Below are 20,185 nucleotides of genomic sequence, written 5' to 3' on the forward strand. Positions count from 1 at the left end.
TCCCGGTACTTCTTCCGTTACGACATCGGAGGCATAACATGGCAAGACTGGCAATCAACGGCGGTACCCCGGTACGAACCGCTCCCTGGCCCAGGTGGCCCGAGGTGGACGAGGGCGACGTGCAGGCCGTGTCCGAGGTGATCCGCAGCGGCCGCTGGGGCCGCCTGGGCGGCACCAAGGTGGCCGAGTTCGAGCAGAAGTTCGCCCAGTACCAGGGCGCCCAGTACGGCCTCACCGTGTCCTCCGGCACGGCCGCCCTGGAGATAGCCCTGCGGGCCATGAAGATCGCCCCGGGCGACGAGGTGATCGTCCCGCCTTACACCTTCATGGCCACCGCCACGGCCGTGCTCCAAGTCGGAGCTATCCCCATCTTCGTGGACATAGACCCCCGCACCTACAACATCAACCCTGCCCTGATCGAGGAGGCCATCACCGACCGCACCCGAGCCATTATCCCAGTGCACTTTGGCGGGCTGGCCTGCGACATGGACTCCATCATGGAGGTGGCCCGCAAGCACGACCTCCTGGTCCTGGAGGACTGCTCCCATGCCCATGGGGGCAAGTGGAAGGACAAGGGGCTAGGCACCATCGGCGACGCCGGGGCCTTCAGCCTGATGTCGGGCAAGAACCTGGCCGCTGGCGAGGCGGGCATCATCATCACCGACAGCTCCGAGCTCATCGGCTGGTCCATCCTCTACCACGACTTCTGGCGGGGCGCCGTACGCGCCGGCTCAGTGGAGTCCGAGCTGCCCAAGGGTTGGGAAGTGCGCTTCCCCGTCCTGGCCGGCAACGACCGGGCCAACGAGATCGAGGGGGCCTTGCTCCTCTCCCAACTGGCCAAGCTCGAGGACCAAGCCCAGCGGCGCTCCCGCAACGGCGACTACCTCAACACCCTGCTCGATGACATCGAGGGAGTGCGGCCCCTGCGGGTGGACCCGTACGTCACCCGGAATGTCTACCACATCCTCACTTTCCAGTACACGGGCGAGGGCTTCAAGGGCCTCTCGCGGGAGAGGTTCAGCCAGGCACTGGCAGCCGAGGGCATCCCCAACAGCCTGGGGTATCTCAAGACCGTGTACCAGCACCCCATCTTCTTGGAGGCGGAGACAGCCTTGCCCTCCGGCTTCCCGGTCAAAGGGGGATACTACGGGCGCGAGATAGACTACAACCAGGTCCACTGCCCGGAGGCGGAACGCCTCTGCCGGGAGGAGACCATCTGGATGGGCCAGAACATGTTCCTGGGCTCGAAACAGGACATGGACGACGTGGCCGAGGCCATTGCCAAGATCAAGGCTAATGCCGAGGAGCTGCTCTAGGCCGCCGGCCAGCGGCGGCGCAGCCGGGGAGGAGCGCCCCGTCATCCCGCCGCAGCGCCATCCTGAGTATCACCCGGGGGTGGAACTCGGTGCGCTACTTCGACGCCAACTGCCGTGTAGGTCGCTTCAACCGCTGGACCGGACGTGAGCCCATCGCCCCGGAGGAGCTGCTCCGGGCCCTGGATCACTACGGCATCCATGAGGCCCTGGTGACCTCCAGCCTGGCCCGTGAGTATCACCCGGTGGACGGCAACGAGCAGGTGATGCGCCTGGTCGAAGGGCAGCCGCGGCTGCACCCGGCCTGGGCCGGGCTGCCCCCGCGCAGCCGGGAGCTGCCCCCCGCAGCTGACCTAGTAGCCGAGATGGAGGAGCGCGGGGTGCGCGCTCTCTTCCTGTACCCCCGCCAGTACCGTCTCACCCTAGACGACTGGGGCGTAGACGAGATGCTCGGGCCCCTGGCCGAACGACGGGTGCCGCTCTTCATCTGCCCCAGCGACATGGTGGCCGGCTCGCCTCCCGACCAGACCGACTGGCCGGGCGTGGTCCGCCTCTGCCGGGCCTTCCCTGACCTGCCGGTGATCGTGACCGAGACGCGCATATTGCGCACCCTACGCACGGTGTACCAAGCCCTGGACGCCTGCCCCAACCTCCACATTGACATGTCGGCACTCTGGCTGCACCACCTGGTGGAGTTCGTAGCCCGGGAGTGGGGAGTGCACCGCTTGCTCTTCGGCTCCGACCTTCCCGAGCGCGACCCGGGAGCGACTCTCGGCCAGTTGATCTTCTCCGACATCTGCCCCGAGGATCTGGCCGCCATCGCCGGCGGCAACTTGCGCCGGCTGCTCTCCTGGAGTCGCAAGTCTCCCCTGCCCGAGGTCGAGGTCACCTTCCCTGATCCAGTGGACGAATTGCACGCCATCGCCCGGCACGGCGGATCTCTTCGGGGCCAAGGCTTCCTCTGCGCCCACGGACACCTGGGACGCCATTCCCGCCTACACATCCCCGACGCCTCGCCTGAGGACCTCATTCAGGAGATGGATCGGCTGGGGGTGGCAAGCAGCCTCATCTTCGCCAACGCCGGCCTGAACAGCGACGAGGTCTACGGCAACGACCTGGTGGCACAGGCCATGCGCTCCTACCCCGACCGGTTCCGGGGGCTGGTCACCCTGAATCCCAATCGCACCGTTGACGAGATGGAGCGGGAGTTCCGCCGAGGGCTGGGGATGGGGATGCTGGGCATCAAGATCCATCCTTATCTGGCCAGCTACGACACCCAAGGCGACAAGGTGGAAGTGGCCTGCGCCCTCGCCCACCGGCACCGGGCTTTCGTCCTCAACCACCACTGGGGAGACACGGACCGCCTTCTTTATCTGTGCCGCCGCTACCCCGACGCCACCTTCATGACCGGGCACACAGCACCCGAAGCCCGTCCGGTCGTGTCCCAGGTGGACAACCTCTACGTAGGGACCTGCCCGCTGCTCGGGTACGAGTCCACGGCGCAATGGGTGGAGGACGTGGGACCAGAGCGCCTGCTGTTTGGCTCGGACCTGTCGTGGAATCCTATTGGCTGGGGCCTGGGGCCAATCCTCTACGCCAGGGTGCCCATCGAGGCCAAGCGCCTCATCCTGGGAGGCAACTTCGCCCGGCTGCTGCGGGAGAGGGGCGTGAGCCCGTAGGATGCCGCAGAACCGTGCCTGCCCCCGGTACAGACGCGCCCGACCGCTGCGCCCGCAGGGGACAGACCTGCCGGCTAGAGAGGGGCAGCCGGCCCCGCTCGCCCCGCTCCACGCATGAGGTCAGAGAGATCTCACGCGAAGCTCGCGGAGACAACGTAGAGGGGGCGGCCTGAATGCGCTCCTTCCTTTCCCTGCTCCTTCTCCGCGGTCTCGGCGATCTCCGCCGTGAGATGTCACACTACCACAAGCGGGATTCCCCTGGTATAGTGTCCAGGCGGATGTGGGAGTCAACCTCACCATGGCCCCTGGAGTTCCGAGGGCGACTGGGCGGGGGCTATCGTGCCGCACACACCACGGCCGTCCCGGGGCGTCCAGAGCAAAGCATCAACCATCAGGAGGCTTCCTCTATGGCTAGTCAAGAGCGTCTGGCACTCGACGGCGGCACGCCCGTACGACAGGACTCCTTCCCCACTTGGCCCGTGTGGGATGAGGCGGAAGAGCAGGCCCTGCTGCGCGCCCTACGCAGCGGCAAGTGGGGCATCGGCAGCGAGATCATCGCCGAGTTCGAAGAGAAGTTCGCCGCCATGCAGGACGCCAAGCAATGCATCTCCGTGGCCAACGGCACCGTCGCCATCGAGGTCGCCCTGCGCGGCGCTGGCGTCACCTACGGCGATGAGGTCATCGTCACCCCCTACACCTTCGTGGCCACCGCCTCCGCCGTCCTCACCGTCGGGGCCATCCCCGTCTTCGCCGACATCGAGCCGGACACCTACCAGATAGATGCCCGGAGCGCCCGGACTCTCGTCACCGAGCGCACCAAGGCCATCATCCCCGTCCACATCGGCGGCGGCCCGGCGGACATGGATGCCGTCCTGGACCTAGCCCGAGAGGCGAACCTCACCGTCATCGAGGACTGCGCCCAGGCCCACCTGGCCGCCTGGAAAGGCCGGCGCGTGGGTGCCATCGGCGACTTGGGCACCTTCTCCTTCCAGTCCAGCAAGAACATCACCGCCGGCGAAGGGGGGGCCATCCTGGGCAACGACGAGCGGCTCATGGACCAGGTCTGGTCCTATCGCAACGTGGGGCGGGTGCGCCAGGGCGCCTGGTACCAGCACGAGGTGCTGGGAGGCAACGCCCGGATGAGCACCTGGCAGGCCGTCATCCTGCTGGCGCAGATGACCCGGGCCGAAGAGCAGTTGGCAGTGAGGGAGAGAAACGCTGCCCTCCTCTCCGATATGCTAGAGCGAATTCCGGGAATTCGGCCCACCAAGCGGGACGAGCGCGTTACCCATCACGCCTACCACCTGTTCATCTTCCGGTACGACGCCTCCGAGTTTGGTGGCCGCCCCCGGGCCGAGTTCCTGCGGGCTTTGGTCGCCGAGGGAGTGCCCGCTTCGGCCGGCTACAATCCCCTCTATCACATGAACGCCATTATCAACGCTTCCCGCACTCTGGGGGAGCTGACCGGGGTGCCGGTGGCCTCGCTGGAGACCAACATCGAGCGGTGCCCGGTGACCGAGCGCGTCTGCGCTCAGGAGAGCTGCTGGCTCACCCAGAACCTGCTCCTGGGCACGGAGAAGGACATGGAGGACATTGCCACCGCCATCGAGAAGATACGGAGAGCAGGTTACAGGGAATAGGTTACAGGGAATAGGTTACAGGGAATAGGGATAGAGCGGCCGCTCATTGCCCTGTAACCTGTCCCCTGGAACCTGTAACCTGATAAGGAGACTGACTATGAGTGTGACTCAGGTACGGTGGATGCGATCGGGCTCGGGCGAGGACGATCGGACCCTGTCCCATGCTGCTCGGCAGCTTGCGCGATACGTGGAGAGAATGACCGGCGACGAGTGGGACGTAGGGCCGACCAGAGAGGTCGGGCCGGCTGCCGGGACCGCCTGGTTGGGAGTGTGCAACACCATGCCCGAGCCCCCCACCGGTCCGATGGCGCCGGCCCCTTGGGACGACGGCTTCGCCGTGTGGGCCCAGGACGGTGGCCTTTTCATCGTCGGTCGCAATGCCCGCAGCGTCCTGTTCGGCGTGTATGCCTTCCTGGAGAGGCAGGGGGTGCGCTACGTCCGGCCCGGACGCAGCGGGGAGGTCGTACCTGAGCGGGAGGAGATCGACCTACCCGAGGAGCCGCTGGTCGAGGAGCCCCGCTACCGCCATCGGGGCCTGTGCATCGAGGGCGCGCCCTCGGTGAAGCACGCCCTGGGCATGGTAGACTGGGCGGCCAAGAAGCGCATGAACACTATCTTCCTCCAGTTCTTCTCTAGCCAGTACTTCTACAACCGTTGGTACGAACATTCCTACAACCCCCTGTATCGCGGTCACCCCATCAGCGAAGCGCAGGCCCTGACCCTGGACGAGAGAGTGATCGCCGCCATGAAGCGCCGCGGCCTCGTCTTCCACCGGGTAGGCCACAGCTGGACCAGCGCCGCCTTCGACATGCCTCGCTCCGGGTGGGTCAAGGCCGACGACGCCGAAGTGCCCGAGCAGTACCGGCGCTTCCTGGCCGAAGTGAACGGTGAACGCAAGCTCTTCCAGGGCATCCCCATCAACACCGAACTCTGCTACAGCCACCAACCTGCCCTCGACCGCTTCGTGGACAATGTAGTGCGGTACGCCGAGGAGCACCCCGAGCTAGACGTGGTGCACGTGTGGCTCTCCGACGCCCCCAACAACAAGTGCGAGTGCGAGAACTGCCGTCCCCTCACCATCTCCGACTGGTACGCCCGGATCATCAACGCCCTGTCGGAGAAGCTGGCCGAGCGGGCCCCCGATACCCGGTTCGTCTTCCTCTGCTACTTCGAGCTCCTCTGGCCACCGGAGCAGGTGGAGATAGACGAGAGCCGGGGCAACGCCATCATGATGTTCGCCCCCATCAGCCGCTGCTACGGCCACGCTCTCCCCGATCCCGACTGCGACGACGGCCAGGAATGGACCCGGCCGCCTCTGAACCAGTTCTCGGCCTCCCGGAACAACGCCTACTTCATCCAGCGCCTGGCCGACTGGCGGAAGGCGTTCCAGGGCGACAGCTTCGACTTCGACTACCACCTCATGTGGGCCAACTGGCAGCAACTCACCGACACCGGCATCGCCCGCATCTACTACCAGGACCTGCAGAAGCTGAAGGACCTGGGGCTGGATGGGATCATCAGCTGCCAGTCCTTCCGCAACTTCTACCCCTCGGGGCTGGCCATGACCGTCCTCGCCGATGCCCTCTGGAACCCGGACGTCGCCTGGGAGGAACTCAGACGCGGCTACCTGGAAGCTGCCTTCGGCCCGCATGCTGACCTGGCGGACGCCTACCTCAGCCGCACCGAGGAGATGCTCGCCACCGAGGATCCGCACCGGCGCCAGCCACCCTTCTCCCACTGCGGTGGCCCGGCGCTGGTGGAGGCGGAGTCCTACCTGAGGGGGGTCCTGGAGGACCTGACGGACCGCCGTAAGGCCGAGCCCGACCGGGTCTACCGGCGTTCCCTGGAGCTGCTCTCCCATCACGCTCAGTTCCTCCTCCACCTGGTGGGCGCCTACCAGGTGCGCGCCGCGGGCAAGCCGGCCCTGTCCAACTTGGAGCTGGATCGGGCGGCGGACTTCCTGCGCCGTACCGAGGCTCGTGTCAGCCCATACCTGGACACAGAGCTGGCCCTGAGGTGCTCGGTGGAACCGCATCGGGTAGAGTAGAGCCGCCCGCGGTAGGGCGCATCGCACATGGAGCTGGCCGGTCTCTGATCAGAGGCCGGCCCCCTGTACCCGTTCCGACGGCGAGGTTAGGTCATTAGCCCCCTTCTTGGCCCCATCCTCGGTGCGCTTGACGACAGGCGCGGTCCTCTCGGTCCCCTCTTCGGCAGACGCAGGGGAGCCAATGGGCCAATCACACCAAACGTAGATCGAGCACCTGCCAGAGGCCAGCACCCTGGCCCCCGCGCCAATTGCCGCAGAGTCCTACTGGGGCTAACTTGGGGCTCGACGTCCTTGGCTTAGGAGGTGAGACCCGTGGGCCGACCCAACCTGCTCTTGCTCCTCACCGACCAGCAACGTGCCGACGCGCTGGGGGCGTCCGGCAACCCAGTCATCCGCACTCCGCACCTGGACCGCCTGGCGAGGGAGGGTGTGATCTTCTCCTCTGCCTACACTCCTTCACCCGTGTGCGTCTCTGCCCGCTGCTCGCTGATCTACGGGCAGTACCCCCATCGCACCGGCTGCGTGGACAACTCCGACCCCATGCCCGACGATCGCCCCTCTCTTATGGACGTCCTGAGCGAGGCCGGCTATCGCACCCACGGCATCGGCAAGATGCACTTCACCCCCGACTCCCAGGCCCTCCGAGGCTTCCACTCTCGCGAGCACCAGGAGGAACTGCGGGCCCGGGTGGAGGACGATGACTACCTCCAGTTCCTCCAGGCCCATGGGTTTGGTCACGTCTACGACCCCTTCGGCCAGCGGGGAGAGATGTACTACATCCCCCAACCGGCCCAGATGCCGGCTCACCTGCACGGCACTCAATGGGTGGGGGATCGGGCGGTGGACTTCCTCCGCCGCGCCGAGGCCAGCCAGCCCTTCTTCCTCTTCGTCAGCTTCATACATCCGCACCCGCCCTTCTCGCCCCCCACTCCCTGGAACAAGCTCTATCGGGCAGCGCTCATGCCGCTGCCCAAGAGCACCTTGAACGACGAAAGCCTGCACACCTACGCCAACAGATACCAGAACCGGTATAAGTACCGTGACGCGGGGAGGGACCTGAACCTCCTGCGGACCATGAAAGCGTACTACTACGCTTGCGTCTCCTTCGTCGACCACCAGGTGGGCCGGATCATCGCCACCCTGGAGGAGACGGATCGCCTGAACGACACCATCATCCTGTTCGCCTCCGATCATGGCGAGTTCCTGGGCGACTATGGCTGCTTCGGCAAGCGCAGCATGCTCGATGCCGCCGCCAGAGTGCCCCTGGTCGCCCGCTATCGGGCCCGGTTCTCCCCGGGCCGGTGCTGTGACACACCGGTGAGCCTGGTGGACGTCTTCCCCACTCTCTTGGAGGCCGCCGGCCTAACCGCTGATGGACTTAGCTTGGATGGGGTAGACCTGGCGGAGGTTGCTGCGGGGCGCTATGCCGACCGTACCATCTACAGCCAGTACCAAAGACGCGCTCTGGGCCTTTACATGGCCCTGGACCGGCGCTGGAAGTACTTCTACTCCGTCCCCGACCGGCGTCACTTCCTCTTCGATCGGATCCAGGACCCGCAGGAGACCCGCAACCGCGCTGGCCTGGTGTTCTGCCACGAGGCCCTGGAGGAGATGCGGAGGCGGCTCGTAGGTCGTCTGCGAGAGGATGGGTACAAGGAGCCGCTGGAGGGCGGGAGCTGGAGGGATTACCCCCAGCCCCGGCTGCCCGAAGACCCCGACGAGGGCCTGCTCATCCAGAACGCGGCCTGGGCCGTACCTTACCAGTACATCCCGGGGTATTCCGACTGACATGGCCTGACAGGTTCGTCACCCACCCGGTCTGGGAGACCCACTCCGGCCTACCGTCGGCCCCGGTGTCCAGATCCAAGACGCCGACCTGCCCGCTCCACAGGGTAGGCCCGAACCGGTTGGGGACGGAGTAGGCCAGCCGCGTCCCATCCGGCGACACAGCCACCTCTTCCAGGGTCCAGTAGTACTCCTGGGGTAGCGCCAGCAGACGCCGCTCCCAGCCCGTTCCTACGCCAACCAGCCACAGCTCCTCGTCGCGCTCGACCAGTAAGGAGAAGGGCATTCCCTGGTAGGCTGGCCAGGGCGGCGTGTGCCATGGCTCCTCCCACCCCTCCGCCGCGCTCACACTGAAGATGGTATCTAGGGGGCCAGGGGAACCCCTCGGGAGGGACGAGCCCGCCGCGATGCCAGCGTCTCGCTGTGCCAGCCGGCTGCAGAGCCGGTGCGGCGGAGTCTCGCTCCGGGATTCTCGCACCAGGGCTCGTCCCTACAATACTGGCCTGTCATCGGGCATTGACGCAGCTGGCCAATACGCTACAATATGCCTGACCCGCTTCCCAACCGTTCGTGGTAGCTTGCAGACTTGGGTCATTCCGTCTACGTTCGAGGAGGAAGGAGATGCGCACCAGCAAGTTGTGGAGCCGACGATCTCTCTTGCAGACTGGCGCCCTGATGACCGGGGCCACCGTCCTGGCCGCCTGCGCCGGAGCCACCCCCGCCGCCGTTACTGTGCCCGAGGCTACTGCCGTCCCCGAGGAGAAAGCCCCGGCAGCCGCCGCGGTCAGCGGTACGGTCAGGATGTGGGAATTCCCCATGACCGAAGACGACATGGCCCAGATCTGGAATCCTTTGCTGGAGAAGTTCAACGCTGAGTATCCGGACATCGAGGTCAACATCGAAATACTGCCCTGGGGTGGCCGGCGGGAGAAGATGCTCACCGCCTACGCTGCCGGCGAAGCGCCCGACATGGCCTACGTCAACATTGACACCATGTCTCTCTTCGGCACCAACGGCGTGCTCATGCCCCTGGACGACATGATCCCAGCCGAGATCTGGGACGACATGTCCGGCGACCTGATCGAGGGTCTCACCTGGGAGGGGGAGCGCCTGATGTTCCCCTGCTTCATCTACTACTACGGGCGTCTCTACAACAAGGGCCTCTTCGAGGAGGTCGGGCTGGACGTGAATACGCCGCCCGCCACCTGGGATGACATGCGTGCCTATGGAGCGGCCGCCAAGACCAAGGACTACTTCCTCACCAACCTCAGCACTATCGCCTGGGACACCGAGATGATCACCACCCTCTGGCAGGCCGGCGGACGCCTGTTCAACGAGGACTTCACCAAGGTACAGCTGGACACCGATGCCGCCTACGACACCTGGAAGTTCGAGGCGGACATGTTCCAAAACGGCTGGGTGCCCAAGGAGGGAGCAGTCGGCTCCGAGGCTGAGGCATCCGGAGTGGCGGCGACCGACTACTGGATCACCGGCAAGCAGATTCTGAGTCACGCTAGCACCGCCCTGATCGCCACGAACACAAGGAACCAGGCGCCCGAGATCGATTTTGGCTTGTGCCCCACACTTAAGTACAAGAGGCAAGTCGTTCTCTCTACTGGTGCTTGCTGGGGTGTATTCAAGAACCGCCCGGCGCTTGATCCGGTAGCGAAGTGGCTGCTATGGCTTATCGGCCCGGAACCACAGGGATTCTACTGCTCGGTCACCAACAACGTTCCGGGTAGGCTCTCTGCCATGCCCTATTGGGAAGTTGACGAGACCATCAGGGAGTTTAGCGAGCTGCACCTGCCCTATGGTGAGCTCAACGGCGACGCTACGCACTACTGGCAGGAGGGCAAAGTCATCTGCGCTCCTCATCGGCAAGCTTCCGCCCTGGGGCTGGTGAGCGTGGAGGAAGCGCTAGCGGCGGCCCAGGCCGAGTTCCAGGCGGCCATTGACGAGGCGCTCGCCTAGCCACCCGGCGTGGCCCTGAGCCCATGCGCGACCGTGGCCTGCCCAACCGGGCCACGGTCGCTGTCTGCAATGCGCCATCGGCGCAGGTTCGTATCCATAGAGGCAGGAGCTGAGCAAGACATGAAAGCACTGCGCGTGGGTCTCGTAGACCTCGATACCTCGCACCCGGAGAACTGGGTGCCCATCTTGCGTGAGCTGGGACACCAACTCGTCGGTGTCTTCGACGGAGGAACGGTCTGGCCTGAAGGCCACGCTGCCAGGTTCGCGGAGCGCTTCTCCATACCCAGGGTCCATGGTTCGCCAGAGCAGATGGTCGATGACGTGGACCTAGCCATCATCCACAGCGTCAACTGGGACGTGCATGTGTCGCGGGCTCAACCCTTCGTCCAGGCAGGCAAGGCCGTCCTCATCGACAAGCCCATCGTAGGTAACCTCCGGGATGCGTACACGCTGCTTGATTGGGAGCGCCAGGGCGCCCGGATCAGCGGTGGATCCTCCGCCCGCTTCGCCCGCCAGGCACGCGACTATCTGTCCCAAGACGTCGAAGAGCGAGGCGAGCCCCATGTGGCCTTCCTGGCCAACGGAGTGGATGAGTTCAACTATGCCATTCACGCCTATGCCGGCCTCGTCGCTATCATGGGCCCGGGCGTGCACGGGGTGCGGACCCTTGGCACGGCGAGCGAGCAGATGCAGGTGGAGGTGCGCTGGCCCGATGGCCGGCGTGGGCTGCTCTCCGTAGGACGCACCGAGCGTCACCTGCCCTGCGCCGCCCTCGTCGTCAGCAACCGATCAATCAGCCAGTTCACCGTGGGCGGCACCGGTGGCTACAACTCACTGCTCGAGGCTCTGCTGCCCTACTATGCCGGCGAGGCACCAGCGCCCTTCTCGGTCAGGGACCTCCTCGAGCCGGAACTGACGGCCATGGCGGCCCGGGAGTCGCTCCGTAGCGGCGGCCACTACGTGCCACTGACTGACCTGCGTCTGGACGATCCGGGCTACGACGGGGCGTCCTTCGCCGCCGCGTATCGTCTCGACCGGCTGGCCCGGGCTGCACGCGCGGCCGAACCATCGGAGAGACAGCCCGGACGTTGAGGACATTGAGGAGACCCTGATGAAGCAGGTGTTCCGCAACAACCGCGGTCAAGTCTACGTCAAAGAGGCCCCCATGCCCCGGCTCGAGGGCAGCGGAGCCATCGTGCAGACGATCTGTTCCGTGTTCGGCGAGGGTTCCGAGCTGGGCGGGGTACGCCAGATGAGGCGGGCCATCGAGGCCGGCCAGGCACCGGAGGAACCCCTCCAGGAACGTCCCATGTCCTACCAGTCCTGCGGCCGCATTGTAGAACTGTCCCACGACCTGAAGGACCTGTACTCCGTGGGAGACGTGGTCGCCTGCGCTGGAGCTGGATTTGGGCACCACGCCGAGTACGGCTACGTCCCCAAGAATGCTATGGCCCGGGTGCCGGAAGGCGTCACGCCGGCGGAGGCCGCCACCTGCAACGTGGGTCTCACCGCTCTCCACTGCATCCGCCGAGCCGGGCTGGGGCCCGGCGAGACTATGGCGGTGATCGGGCTGGGAGTCCTGGGCCAGATCCTGACCCAGCTCGTCTACTCCTGCGGCGGACGAGCGATTGGCACCGACCTGTACCCCCTGCGGCGGCAGAAAGCCGCCGCCCTGGGTGCCGAGCTGGTGGTAGACGCCAACACAGGCGACCTGGCGGCAGAGGTGGCCGCTCTCACGGGCGGGCTGGGGGCCGACTACGTGGCCGTCTGCGTGGGCGGGCGCAACAAGGCGGTGAACCACCTGGCCGTGAGGACGGTGCGCTACAGCGGAGTGGTGCTCATGATCGGAGGCGCCGTGAACGTGGACTTCTCCGACGCCCCGCCCGATGCCAGCCCCCACATCAAGGAGATAGACCTACGCTGGGTGTACGGCCGGGGCCCGGGCAGTCGAGAGGGCGATTGGTACGCCCAGGGCTTGCACTACCCCCGTCGCTTCGTCCGCTGGGACGCCCAGAACAACCTGGAGGCTCTACTGCACCTGCAGGCCACCGGTAGGCTGAGGGTGGAGCCGCTGCTGACCCACCGCTTCCCGGTGGACCAGGCGAGGGAAGCGGCCGACCTGCTCATTGACCGTCCGGATCAGGCATTGGGCGTCGTGCTGGAATACGGCGCCGACGAGTAGAGGAGCCTGCCATGAGGAAGACCGACGTTAGCGTCAGAGAGGCCGAGCTGTTCCTGGTGGAGATGCCGCCGGCGCGAGCCACGCTCAAGTTCGGGGCCGCCACCCGTAGCTCGGACAGGCCGTCGAGACCTCAGCGCGGCTTCATCCCCCATGTGCGGGTGCGGGTGGAGAACGGCGCCGGGCGCTCTGCCTATGGCTGGGGCGCTATCCCCATCGGCGTGCAGTGGAGCTGGCCCGTCAGCCAGGCCACCGATCAGATGCGCTCCGACGCCATGGTGCAACTGATGCGGGAGTTCTGCCGCCTGGCCACCGACACCAACCCGTCTGGGCATCCGCTGGACGTCTTCGGCGACCTGGAGGGCGAGCTGGCTTCTCTTTCGAGCAAGGCCTGCGCCACCGTGGGCCTGAACGAGGACATGCCCTACCTGGCCGCCCTCATCTCGCTATCGCCTCTCGATGCAGCTATCCACGATGCCTTCGGCATGGTCAACGGCATAGACACCTACCACGGTTACGGCCCCGACTTCATGCCCGACCTCAGTCGCTACCTGGGGCCACAGTTCCAGGGCAGATACCTGGAGCAGTACCTCCAGCCGGGATATAAGCCCTGGATACCCGTCTTCCACCTGGTGGGCGGGGCGGACAAGCTGCGCCGAAGCGAGGTGGACGACAGCGACCCCCAGGACGGCCTCCCCAACTCCCTGGACGACTGGATCGAGCACGACCGCCTCATCTGCCTCAAGGTGAAACTCTGCGGCACCGACCTGGCGTGGGACCTGGAACGGACCCTGGCGGTGGAGCAGGTGGCCCGCGAGGTCCAGAGTAGACTAGGCGTCAGCGAGCTCCACCTGTCCGCCGACATGAATGAGCAGGCGGAGAGCCCGGAGTACGTGGTGGAGTTCCTGCGCAAGCTGCGGGAGCGCAGGCCGTCCGCCTTCGATGCCCTGCTCTACGTGGAGCAGCCCACCGAACGCGACCTGAACCGGCACCGCTTCGACATGTCGCCCATCGCCGCGCTGAAGCCGGTGATCGTGGACGAGAGCCTGATGACCGTCGAGGACTTCGACCTGGCCTTGGAGCTCAACTGGACCGGCGTCGCCCTCAAGACCTGCAAGTGTCACTCTCACGCCTTACTATGCGCCGCCAAGGCCGAAGAGCAGAACGTGCCCTACATGGTCCAGGACCTCACCAACACCGGTCTCTCCCTCATCCACTCGGTGGGACTGGCCGCCCGGCTGGACACCATGATGGGAGTGGAGGCCAACTCGCGGCAGTTCCGGCCCGCCTGGAGCGAACCCGAGGCCAGGTTACATCCCCACGCTCTGTGGCCAGTGGACGGCAAGGTGTGTACGGAGACCTTCGGCAAGGTGGGCCTGGGGTATCGGATTGAGGAGATAGATCGGGAGGAGTTCAAGCGGGGGTAAGGCTGGAGGTCACACACGTAGCCGCAACCAGGCAAGGCGGAGGACAGACCGACCCGGCCGCGCCCGGCCCTGACGACGGCTCAGTGGTCAGCGGGTGCCCCTGCGACTAGGTCCCCATCGGCGCCGGCCGGGGCTGTCGAGGGGATGTCCGCGCCGGTGGACGTGAGACGGACACGCTCGGGGGCCGAGTACTCGCCGCTGGGCGCTGAAGCCCGAGCAGCGTTCGAGGTCTGGGCCGCGGCCGAACACACTGGACGACCTGCTTTGCCCTCCTTTATACTTCCGCCCACACCAACTGAGGAGACGAACCATGGCACGTCGTCGTGGCACCGTCTCTGTGACCAGGGGGCGGTTGCGCTTTACCAGCAAAGGCTTCCGCTATCAGGCGCCCCGGATACGCGTCGGTGGGCGCCTGGGGGTTAATGTGTCCAAGTCCGGGATCAGCGCCAGCTACCGGGGCAGGGGCTGGTCTTACAGCACCCGACGGGGCTGCAGCCTGAGGGGGTGCTCTCTCCTACTACTCCCCGTGGCCATCGCGCTGGCTACCGTCGCCATAGCCCTCGCCGCTTGTGCCCCGAGCCCTACCGCATCACCCGCCACCACTGCCACGCCGGCCCTCATGACTTCCGCTCCCCAGCCACTGCCAACCAACACGCCCATCCCGGACGCTCTAGCAGGCATGACCGCGGCACAAGTGATCGAGGTACTTGATGGCGACACGATCCGCGTCCTCATCGCGGGCGCGCCGGAGACGGTACGCTACATCGGCATAGACGCCCCCGAGGGGACCGACCCCGGTTCCGAAGGGGGCGCTGCTGCCGACGCCAATGCCGAGCTGGTCGGGAGTCAGGTGGTCTACCTGGAGTCCGACACCAGCAATCGAGACGTCCACGGACGGCTCCTCCGCTATGTGTGGCTCGGCACCGGGGTGATGGTGAACGAGGAGCTGTGTCGCCTGGGATACGCTTCGGCAGTGAGCTATCCGCCCGACGTCAAGCACCAGGAGCGACTCGAGGCCGCTGCCCACGAGGCTCGTGAGGCCCGTCGTGGTCTGTGGGCCCTGCCTGCAGCGACTGCCGCTGCTCAGCCCGCAGCTGGAGCGGCGTCTGTGGTCATCTCCGAGTACGCCGGTGGCGGGAAGCCCGAGTACGTGGCCATCACCAACACGGGCGCCGAGCCGGTGGACCTGACCGGATGGCGGCTGGAGAGCGTCGTGCGCGGCGACGAAGAGCAGACGTATCGCTTCCCCCGCGGCTACGTGTTGCCCGCCGGGGCGACCGTCAAGGTCTATAGCGGGGAAGGGGCCACGCCGGATCCACCCGATGGTCTGTTCTGGACCGACAGAAACATGTGGAACAACAAGGGCGACGACGCTGAGCTCTACGACGCCGCCGGGAGGCTGGTGGATAGCACGCGGTGATCACCACACTCCTCCGTGTGGCCTTCGAGAATTGGCCTCTCACCGCGCCGGGTCACCATTCGAGGGCGGCAACTCTAGAGCGCGCTCGTAGGCAGAGCGGTCGCGTGCTGGCTCGCCGTGGGAGGCGGATGTCGCGCTAGGGCTCCTCCACCGGCGGCTTGTAGGCGCTAGGCTGGACCGCTCCCACCACCCGCTCCTCCAGCAGGGCGTGCCAGGTGGCGCTGGTCCAGGCCGATGACGCCGCCGCCAGGCGCCTGAGGCAGGTAGCCTGGTCCCCGCTCTTGTAGGCATCCAGCGCCGCTTCCAGGTGGCCCTGAGCCTTGTGGGCGTCCGACGCCGCCGCGGAACCGTCCGGGAAGGCACCGTTCCTGAGGCCCAACAGCGGCAGGCTCTGGCTGGCGTCCATAGTGCCGCCGGTCAGGTTCTCTAGGTAGGCCCGAGCCAGATCGAAGGGCTCCCCGGCGTAGGCCAGGAAGCGCTCCACCTCGTCCCCGAACGGTCGGCGCCCGCGCTCGTCTTCCAGCGCCGCCCGGGCCAGCTTGCTTCCCAGCTCCCGAGCCCGATCCAACGCGGCTTGGTAGTCCACCGCGTGCTCCGCCAGCCCGCCCACGTAGCGCATGCCCTTCCCCCGGGCCCACTTGCAGATCTCCTCCCGCGCCAGGAGCTGCATCCCCTGGTTGCCGGCGCAGGAGATGGAGGCGAAGGGCATGCCGTTGAGCTCGCCCGTCCACAGCGTGGGGTACAGGCGCTCGAAGAACAGATGAGCGTAGGCCGTAGGGCCCCACAGGTGCACCGCATCCACCAGAAGAAGGGCGTGCGCGCCCAGCACCTTGCGATAGAGCTCACCCTCCCCTCGTCGGCCCATGTCATCGTCCAGGACACAGCCGGAGCCGGGGGCGCGGATGCAGGAGAAGCAACTGGTGCAAGGTCCGAACCGGTAGCGGCGCAGGTGGGCCCGCTCTACCGCCACGCCACTCACCTCCGCCGCGCCCTCAACGGCAGCGTCTAGAAGCCCGGCAGTGTAGCCGGCCGCCCGCCCGCTCCCCAGTAACGCCAGAAGCACCGCCATTTCCCCCTCCTATCCTGGCTGGTCCCCGGTAACACAGAACCCGACCCCCACTCGCGGCAGCCTGATTCCCTCCCAGGCCACGGCGGTCCTGCCGCCGAGGCCCTGTAACGTCGGCCCAAGCGAGTACGCCATGCTCCGGGGCTGTGAGGACGCCCGGGCTGACCCGACCGTGCTCATGAGCGGCGCCAGGCCCGTTACTCATGGCGAGCGCGGACACGCTCGCCCTTTCGCGTTCCTCTCTGCGTACTCGGCGGTCTCTGCGGTGAGACGGCTCTACCGCAGCGCCACCGGCTTGAGGGTCCAGGACTGAAGCCGGGCGTAGGCGGCGTGGGTGCTCACATCCAGGTCCGGCTTATGCATCCACCCGGGGACTCCCTGGCGCACCTCCTGCGCCAGCGTCTCCCCCACCGCCGGCACCTGAGGCCCGGGAAGCAGCTCCACCCGGTCCGCAGAAGGCCGCACGCGTAAGCTGGCTAGAGCCCGGTACAAGGTGCCGATGCCCACCTCCAGCTGCCCCACCCTCACCTGGCCCGGCAGTCGCCCACTCCCCTCCACCGAGTGCACCACCGCTGCCGCCGCGGCCACCACCTGATCCGCCTTCACTACTGCCGGCACGGGCAGTTGGGGCGGCTCCTCGATGGGGCCTTCCACGTACCGGAAGGGGAGGGAACCCTCCGGGCGACCCGAGTTCAGCCAGACGGCCCACAGATACAGGGCCTCGGCCGGCGACATCAGCCTCCCACTGGCTCGGATCTCCCCATCTTCCGCGGCCGTGCGGGCCGCATCCAGGAGATCACTGGGCTGGATCAGGGTGGGCTCGGGAGCCACCAGCTGGTTCACCTCCCTCACCGTCTTCAGCTGCACCCCGGGCAGGCCCCGGATGTCCCTGGCGAAGCGGCGCAGATTGCGCTGGGCCCTCTGCCACTCCTCCTCCCCCCGATAGGGGGGCATTCGCCATTCGCCCTCCGGGGTGTTCATGCCCCGGTTGTAGTTGAGGAAGTCCCAGAACACCTCGGCTCGCACGGTCACCGGGTGGCAGACGAACAGGCCCAGCCAGGGGACGCCCGCAGTCGCCTCGCGGTCCAGGTGCCTCAGCAGCTCCTCCCACGCCCGGGCATAGGCCTCGTCATCGCAGAAGACCTGGTCGTACCCGCCGAAGTACCAGTAGTAAGAGAGGGTGCCGCAGAAGCGATGTACGTGGTAGCGAGCATCGCCCAGGTGGGTGTAGGAGTACATCATCGAGGGCACTCCTAAGCGCCGCAGGGCCGGGGCGACCTGAGGCCCCCAGGTGGAGCCGGCCCGGCCCCAGCAGGAAGGCTGCCGGCCTAGGATGCGAGTCAGGTCCTCCACCCCGCTGCGCTCCCGCCGCACCACTTCCTCGATGCCCTCCTCCCAACCCTTGCCCTCCAGGTACTCGGCCACGGTGGGATGCACAGAGTGGTAGTTGGTGTGCAGGCCCACGTCGTGCGGCCGCATGGCCTCGATCAGGTCGCGCCGGCCTCGTCGCTCCCATAGGCGTGCCTTCTCTCCCACGATCATCATCGTGCCAGGAGCGTCCTCCTGAGTGAAGATGTCGGCGACCCGGAGGACAACGTCGTCGCTGCGCGGATCCACCAGGTCCTCGACGTCGAACAGCAGAGTCACGTACATATGATCCTCCGGCAGCAGCCGCGTAGGGCAGAAGGTCGTCGCCAACCTCGTCGCCCCGGGCGTGACGGTCGCCGTTCCAGATGCGCCTGTTCGTCTCGCACGGGAGTGACTCCAGCGTGTCTCACCCCACCGGTAGATCGCGGGCCACTGTGCCCCCAGCGGCCGCGAAGAGCAGCCCAGCCCGGCTCGGCCAGGCTAATGTTGATACTGTCTGAAGCCACCTCCTATCCTACAGATCAGGTATGGTGCTCCACTAGCCAGCTCTTCTCTTCTTGTGGTTGGCCTCACCAGGCCCCAGCATACCACAGCTCAGGATTCCGATCCTGCCACATTGCCCACGATGAGGGCGACGTCTGTCTAGAGACAGCTCGCTTCCTCAAGCGTCATGCGGAAAGGTATTGCATGACGGGGAGGAAGCATGATGCGAGGACGGCGCCTTCAGCGTAGGGGACTGGGGAGTGCGCGGGCACGCTCTCTGCTCAGTGGTTCGTGCGGACGGAAGCCTGAGACGCGATCGCTCGCCGCCCGGTTGACGGGGAACCGTTCAGGCGGTAGCTTCTCTGCGCGCAGGTCCGTCTGTGGACGGAGCTAGCCGTCAGTCATGAGCATGGGCCATGCAAGAGCGGTCCGCCCGAGGAAGGTCAATATGAGGAACCACCGTTGCCTACTGACACTTGCCGCACTGGTAGCGGCACTGGCCCTGTCGGCGTGCGCGGCGACGCCCGCCCCGGCGGCGGGTGAAGCCAGCGCTACCCTACACACAGGGCAGCCCACCGCAGCCGCCGAGGTTACCTTCACCGATCCGTTCGAGTATTGCGCCGCGGTGGGTACCATTGACGCACCAGATGAGCGCTACACCGGTCCTGAGGTCCCAGATTCCGTGGCCCAAGGCCTCCAGTCCGCGCTGGGGTTGACGGGGACTCCACCCCCACCCATCGCCCAGAATTCATTGTGGCGCTGCATGGACGGCATGGTCTACGCCTGCACCGTAGGGGCGAACTTGCCCTGCCAGGAGAAGGCCGACACCAGCCGGACTCCCACCGAGGCGATGATCAAGTACTGCCAAGAGGAACCAGACTCGGAGTTCATCCCCGCCGCCGTGACCGGGCGGGCTACCGTCTACTCCTGGCGTTGTACCGAGGGCGAGCCCGAGATCATTGAGCAGGTCTTCCAGGTGGATGCTCAGGGCTTCCTGGCGGACTTCTGGTACGAGTTGCAGCCGCCTCAATAGAGCCAAAGGCAACATGCAGGCCAGCAATGCAGGATAGGGTGATGAGTCGCGCCCTCGGCGGGCGGGCGCGCCGACTGCTTGAGTTCGCCCAGACGCAATCAGCTTGGCTGCGGCCGTTCGCCATCCTGCTGGCCCTGTTCTTCTTCGGAGACCTTTCGGCCGCTCCCGGCCGCAGCCTCCTGCCGGTCTACAATGAGGACGTCCTGGGGCGCGCGCCGGATTTCGCCTCCCTGCTGGTGTCGGCGCGGCTGCTCTCCGCCGGGGTGGCCGCCTTCGTCAGTGGTGCCCTGAGCGACGCGTTGGGCCAGAGGCGCGTGGTGCTGCTGGGGCTGTCGGGCCTGCCGGTGGTCAGCCTGGTGTTCCTGACCGGCTCGCCAGTGGCTCTGTTGGGGCTGAGTGTCTACGCCGGGTTCGCCGGCGGTGCCTACTACCTGGGGGCCGATTCATACACCCTGGCCACTGTCCCGCCCCACTACCTGGGGCTGGCGGCGGCCCTCATCTTCACCGGTCCCACCCTCGGCGGGGCCGCCGGCAACTCCCTCTCCGGGCTGATCCTCGAGGGGCACGGCTTCCGCGTCCTGGGGCTGGCCGGGGCGGCGCTGGGCACGATGGTGTTCCTGGCAGGCGTCCTCTTCATGCCCGACACCCGAGGCCAGGCCCACGGCCTCAACTCGGCCCAGAGCCTGTCCGGCTACGGGACCATCATAAGACGCCCTCCGGTGCTCCTACTGGGAGCCCTGCGCTTCGTGCCCACCGCCTACTGGGGTACGGCGG

15 protein-coding genes are annotated in these 20,185 nt (G+C 66.5%); 12 read left to right on the forward strand and 3 right to left on the reverse strand.

Annotation, left to right across the window (positions count from 1 at the left end; translation table 11 throughout):
* Positions 1–38: 38 nt before the first annotated feature.
* The 5 genes from HPY83_05875 (at position 39) to HPY83_05895 (ending at position 8,467) form a co-directional block, all read left to right on the forward strand.
* On the forward strand, positions 39–1,316 hold the full coding sequence (locus HPY83_05875; protein NPV07480.1) for a DegT/DnrJ/EryC1/StrS family aminotransferase: 1,278 nt from the start codon (positions 39–41) through the stop codon (positions 1,314–1,316).
* 89 nt (positions 1,317–1,405) lie between these two features.
* Positions 1,406–2,992 carry an amidohydrolase family protein gene (locus tag HPY83_05880; GenBank protein ID NPV07481.1) on the forward strand — a complete coding sequence of 529 codons (1,587 nt, stop codon included), beginning with the start codon at positions 1,406–1,408 and terminating at the stop codon, positions 2,990–2,992.
* A 407-nt stretch (positions 2,993–3,399) separates the two neighbouring features.
* On the forward strand, positions 3,400–4,632 hold the full coding sequence (locus HPY83_05885) for a DegT/DnrJ/EryC1/StrS family aminotransferase (GenBank protein ID NPV07482.1): 1,233 nt from the start codon (positions 3,400–3,402) through the stop codon (positions 4,630–4,632).
* A 97-nt stretch (positions 4,633–4,729) separates the two neighbouring features.
* A complete protein-coding gene (locus HPY83_05890) occupies positions 4,730–6,679 on the forward strand; it encodes a DUF4838 domain-containing protein (protein ID NPV07483.1) in 1,950 nt (649 codons plus the stop codon).
* Between the two features lie 312 nt (positions 6,680–6,991).
* Positions 6,992–8,467, forward strand: coding sequence for a sulfatase-like hydrolase/transferase (locus HPY83_05895; GenBank protein ID NPV07484.1), 1,476 nt, complete (start codon positions 6,992–6,994; stop codon positions 8,465–8,467).
* On the opposite strand, the gene HPY83_05900 is transcribed toward HPY83_05895, so the two are convergent.
* Positions 8,409–8,813: a hypothetical protein gene (locus HPY83_05900; GenBank protein ID NPV07485.1), complete on the reverse strand. Its 405-nt coding sequence runs from the start codon at positions 8,811–8,813 to the stop codon at positions 8,409–8,411. The genes HPY83_05895 and HPY83_05900 overlap by 59 nt on opposite strands.
* A gap of 272 nt (positions 8,814–9,085) precedes the next feature.
* Here HPY83_05900 and HPY83_05905 point away from each other — a divergent pair, with 272 nt between their 5' ends.
* From HPY83_05905 to HPY83_05925, 5 genes are all read left to right on the forward strand, one after another.
* A complete protein-coding gene (locus tag HPY83_05905; GenBank protein NPV07486.1) occupies positions 9,086–10,435 on the forward strand; it encodes an extracellular solute-binding protein in 1,350 nt (449 codons plus the stop codon).
* Positions 10,436–10,555: 120 nt separating this feature from the next.
* Positions 10,556–11,527, forward strand: coding sequence for a Gfo/Idh/MocA family oxidoreductase (locus tag HPY83_05910; GenBank protein NPV07487.1), 972 nt, complete (start codon positions 10,556–10,558; stop codon positions 11,525–11,527).
* 19 nt (positions 11,528–11,546) lie between these two features.
* Positions 11,547–12,617: a zinc-binding alcohol dehydrogenase gene (locus HPY83_05915; GenBank protein ID NPV07488.1), complete on the forward strand. Its 1,071-nt coding sequence runs from the start codon at positions 11,547–11,549 to the stop codon at positions 12,615–12,617.
* A gap of 11 nt (positions 12,618–12,628) precedes the next feature.
* Entirely contained in the window at positions 12,629–14,041 is a 1,413-nt protein-coding gene (locus HPY83_05920) for a hypothetical protein (GenBank protein ID NPV07489.1), read from the forward strand.
* A 310-nt stretch (positions 14,042–14,351) separates the two neighbouring features.
* The gene (locus HPY83_05925; GenBank protein ID NPV07490.1) at positions 14,352–15,461 is read left to right on the forward strand and encodes a hypothetical protein; all 1,110 of its coding nucleotides are present in this window, start codon (positions 14,352–14,354) and stop codon (positions 15,459–15,461) included.
* 136 nt (positions 15,462–15,597) lie between these two features.
* Here the strand turns inward: HPY83_05925 and HPY83_05930 are convergent, their stop codons facing one another.
* Positions 15,598–16,530: a flavodoxin family protein gene (locus tag HPY83_05930; protein NPV07491.1), complete on the reverse strand. Its 933-nt coding sequence runs from the start codon at positions 16,528–16,530 to the stop codon at positions 15,598–15,600.
* A gap of 273 nt (positions 16,531–16,803) precedes the next feature.
* On the reverse strand, positions 16,804–18,180 hold the full coding sequence (locus tag HPY83_05935; protein ID NPV07492.1) for a hypothetical protein: 1,377 nt from the start codon (positions 18,178–18,180) through the stop codon (positions 16,804–16,806).
* A gap of 646 nt (positions 18,181–18,826) precedes the next feature.
* Here HPY83_05935 and HPY83_05940 point away from each other — a divergent pair.
* Together HPY83_05940 and HPY83_05945 are read left to right on the forward strand one after the other, a co-directional pair.
* The gene (locus HPY83_05940; GenBank protein NPV07493.1) at positions 18,827–19,411 is read left to right on the forward strand and encodes a hypothetical protein; all 585 of its coding nucleotides are present in this window, start codon (positions 18,827–18,829) and stop codon (positions 19,409–19,411) included.
* A gap of 41 nt (positions 19,412–19,452) precedes the next feature.
* Positions 19,453–20,185, forward strand: a 733-nt coding sequence (locus tag HPY83_05945) for an MFS transporter (GenBank protein NPV07494.1), incomplete at its 3' end; no start/stop codon positions are given.

This window comes from Anaerolineae bacterium (assembly GCA_013178015.1).
GTDB lineage: Bacteria > Chloroflexota > Anaerolineae > DRVO01 > DRVO01 > Ch71.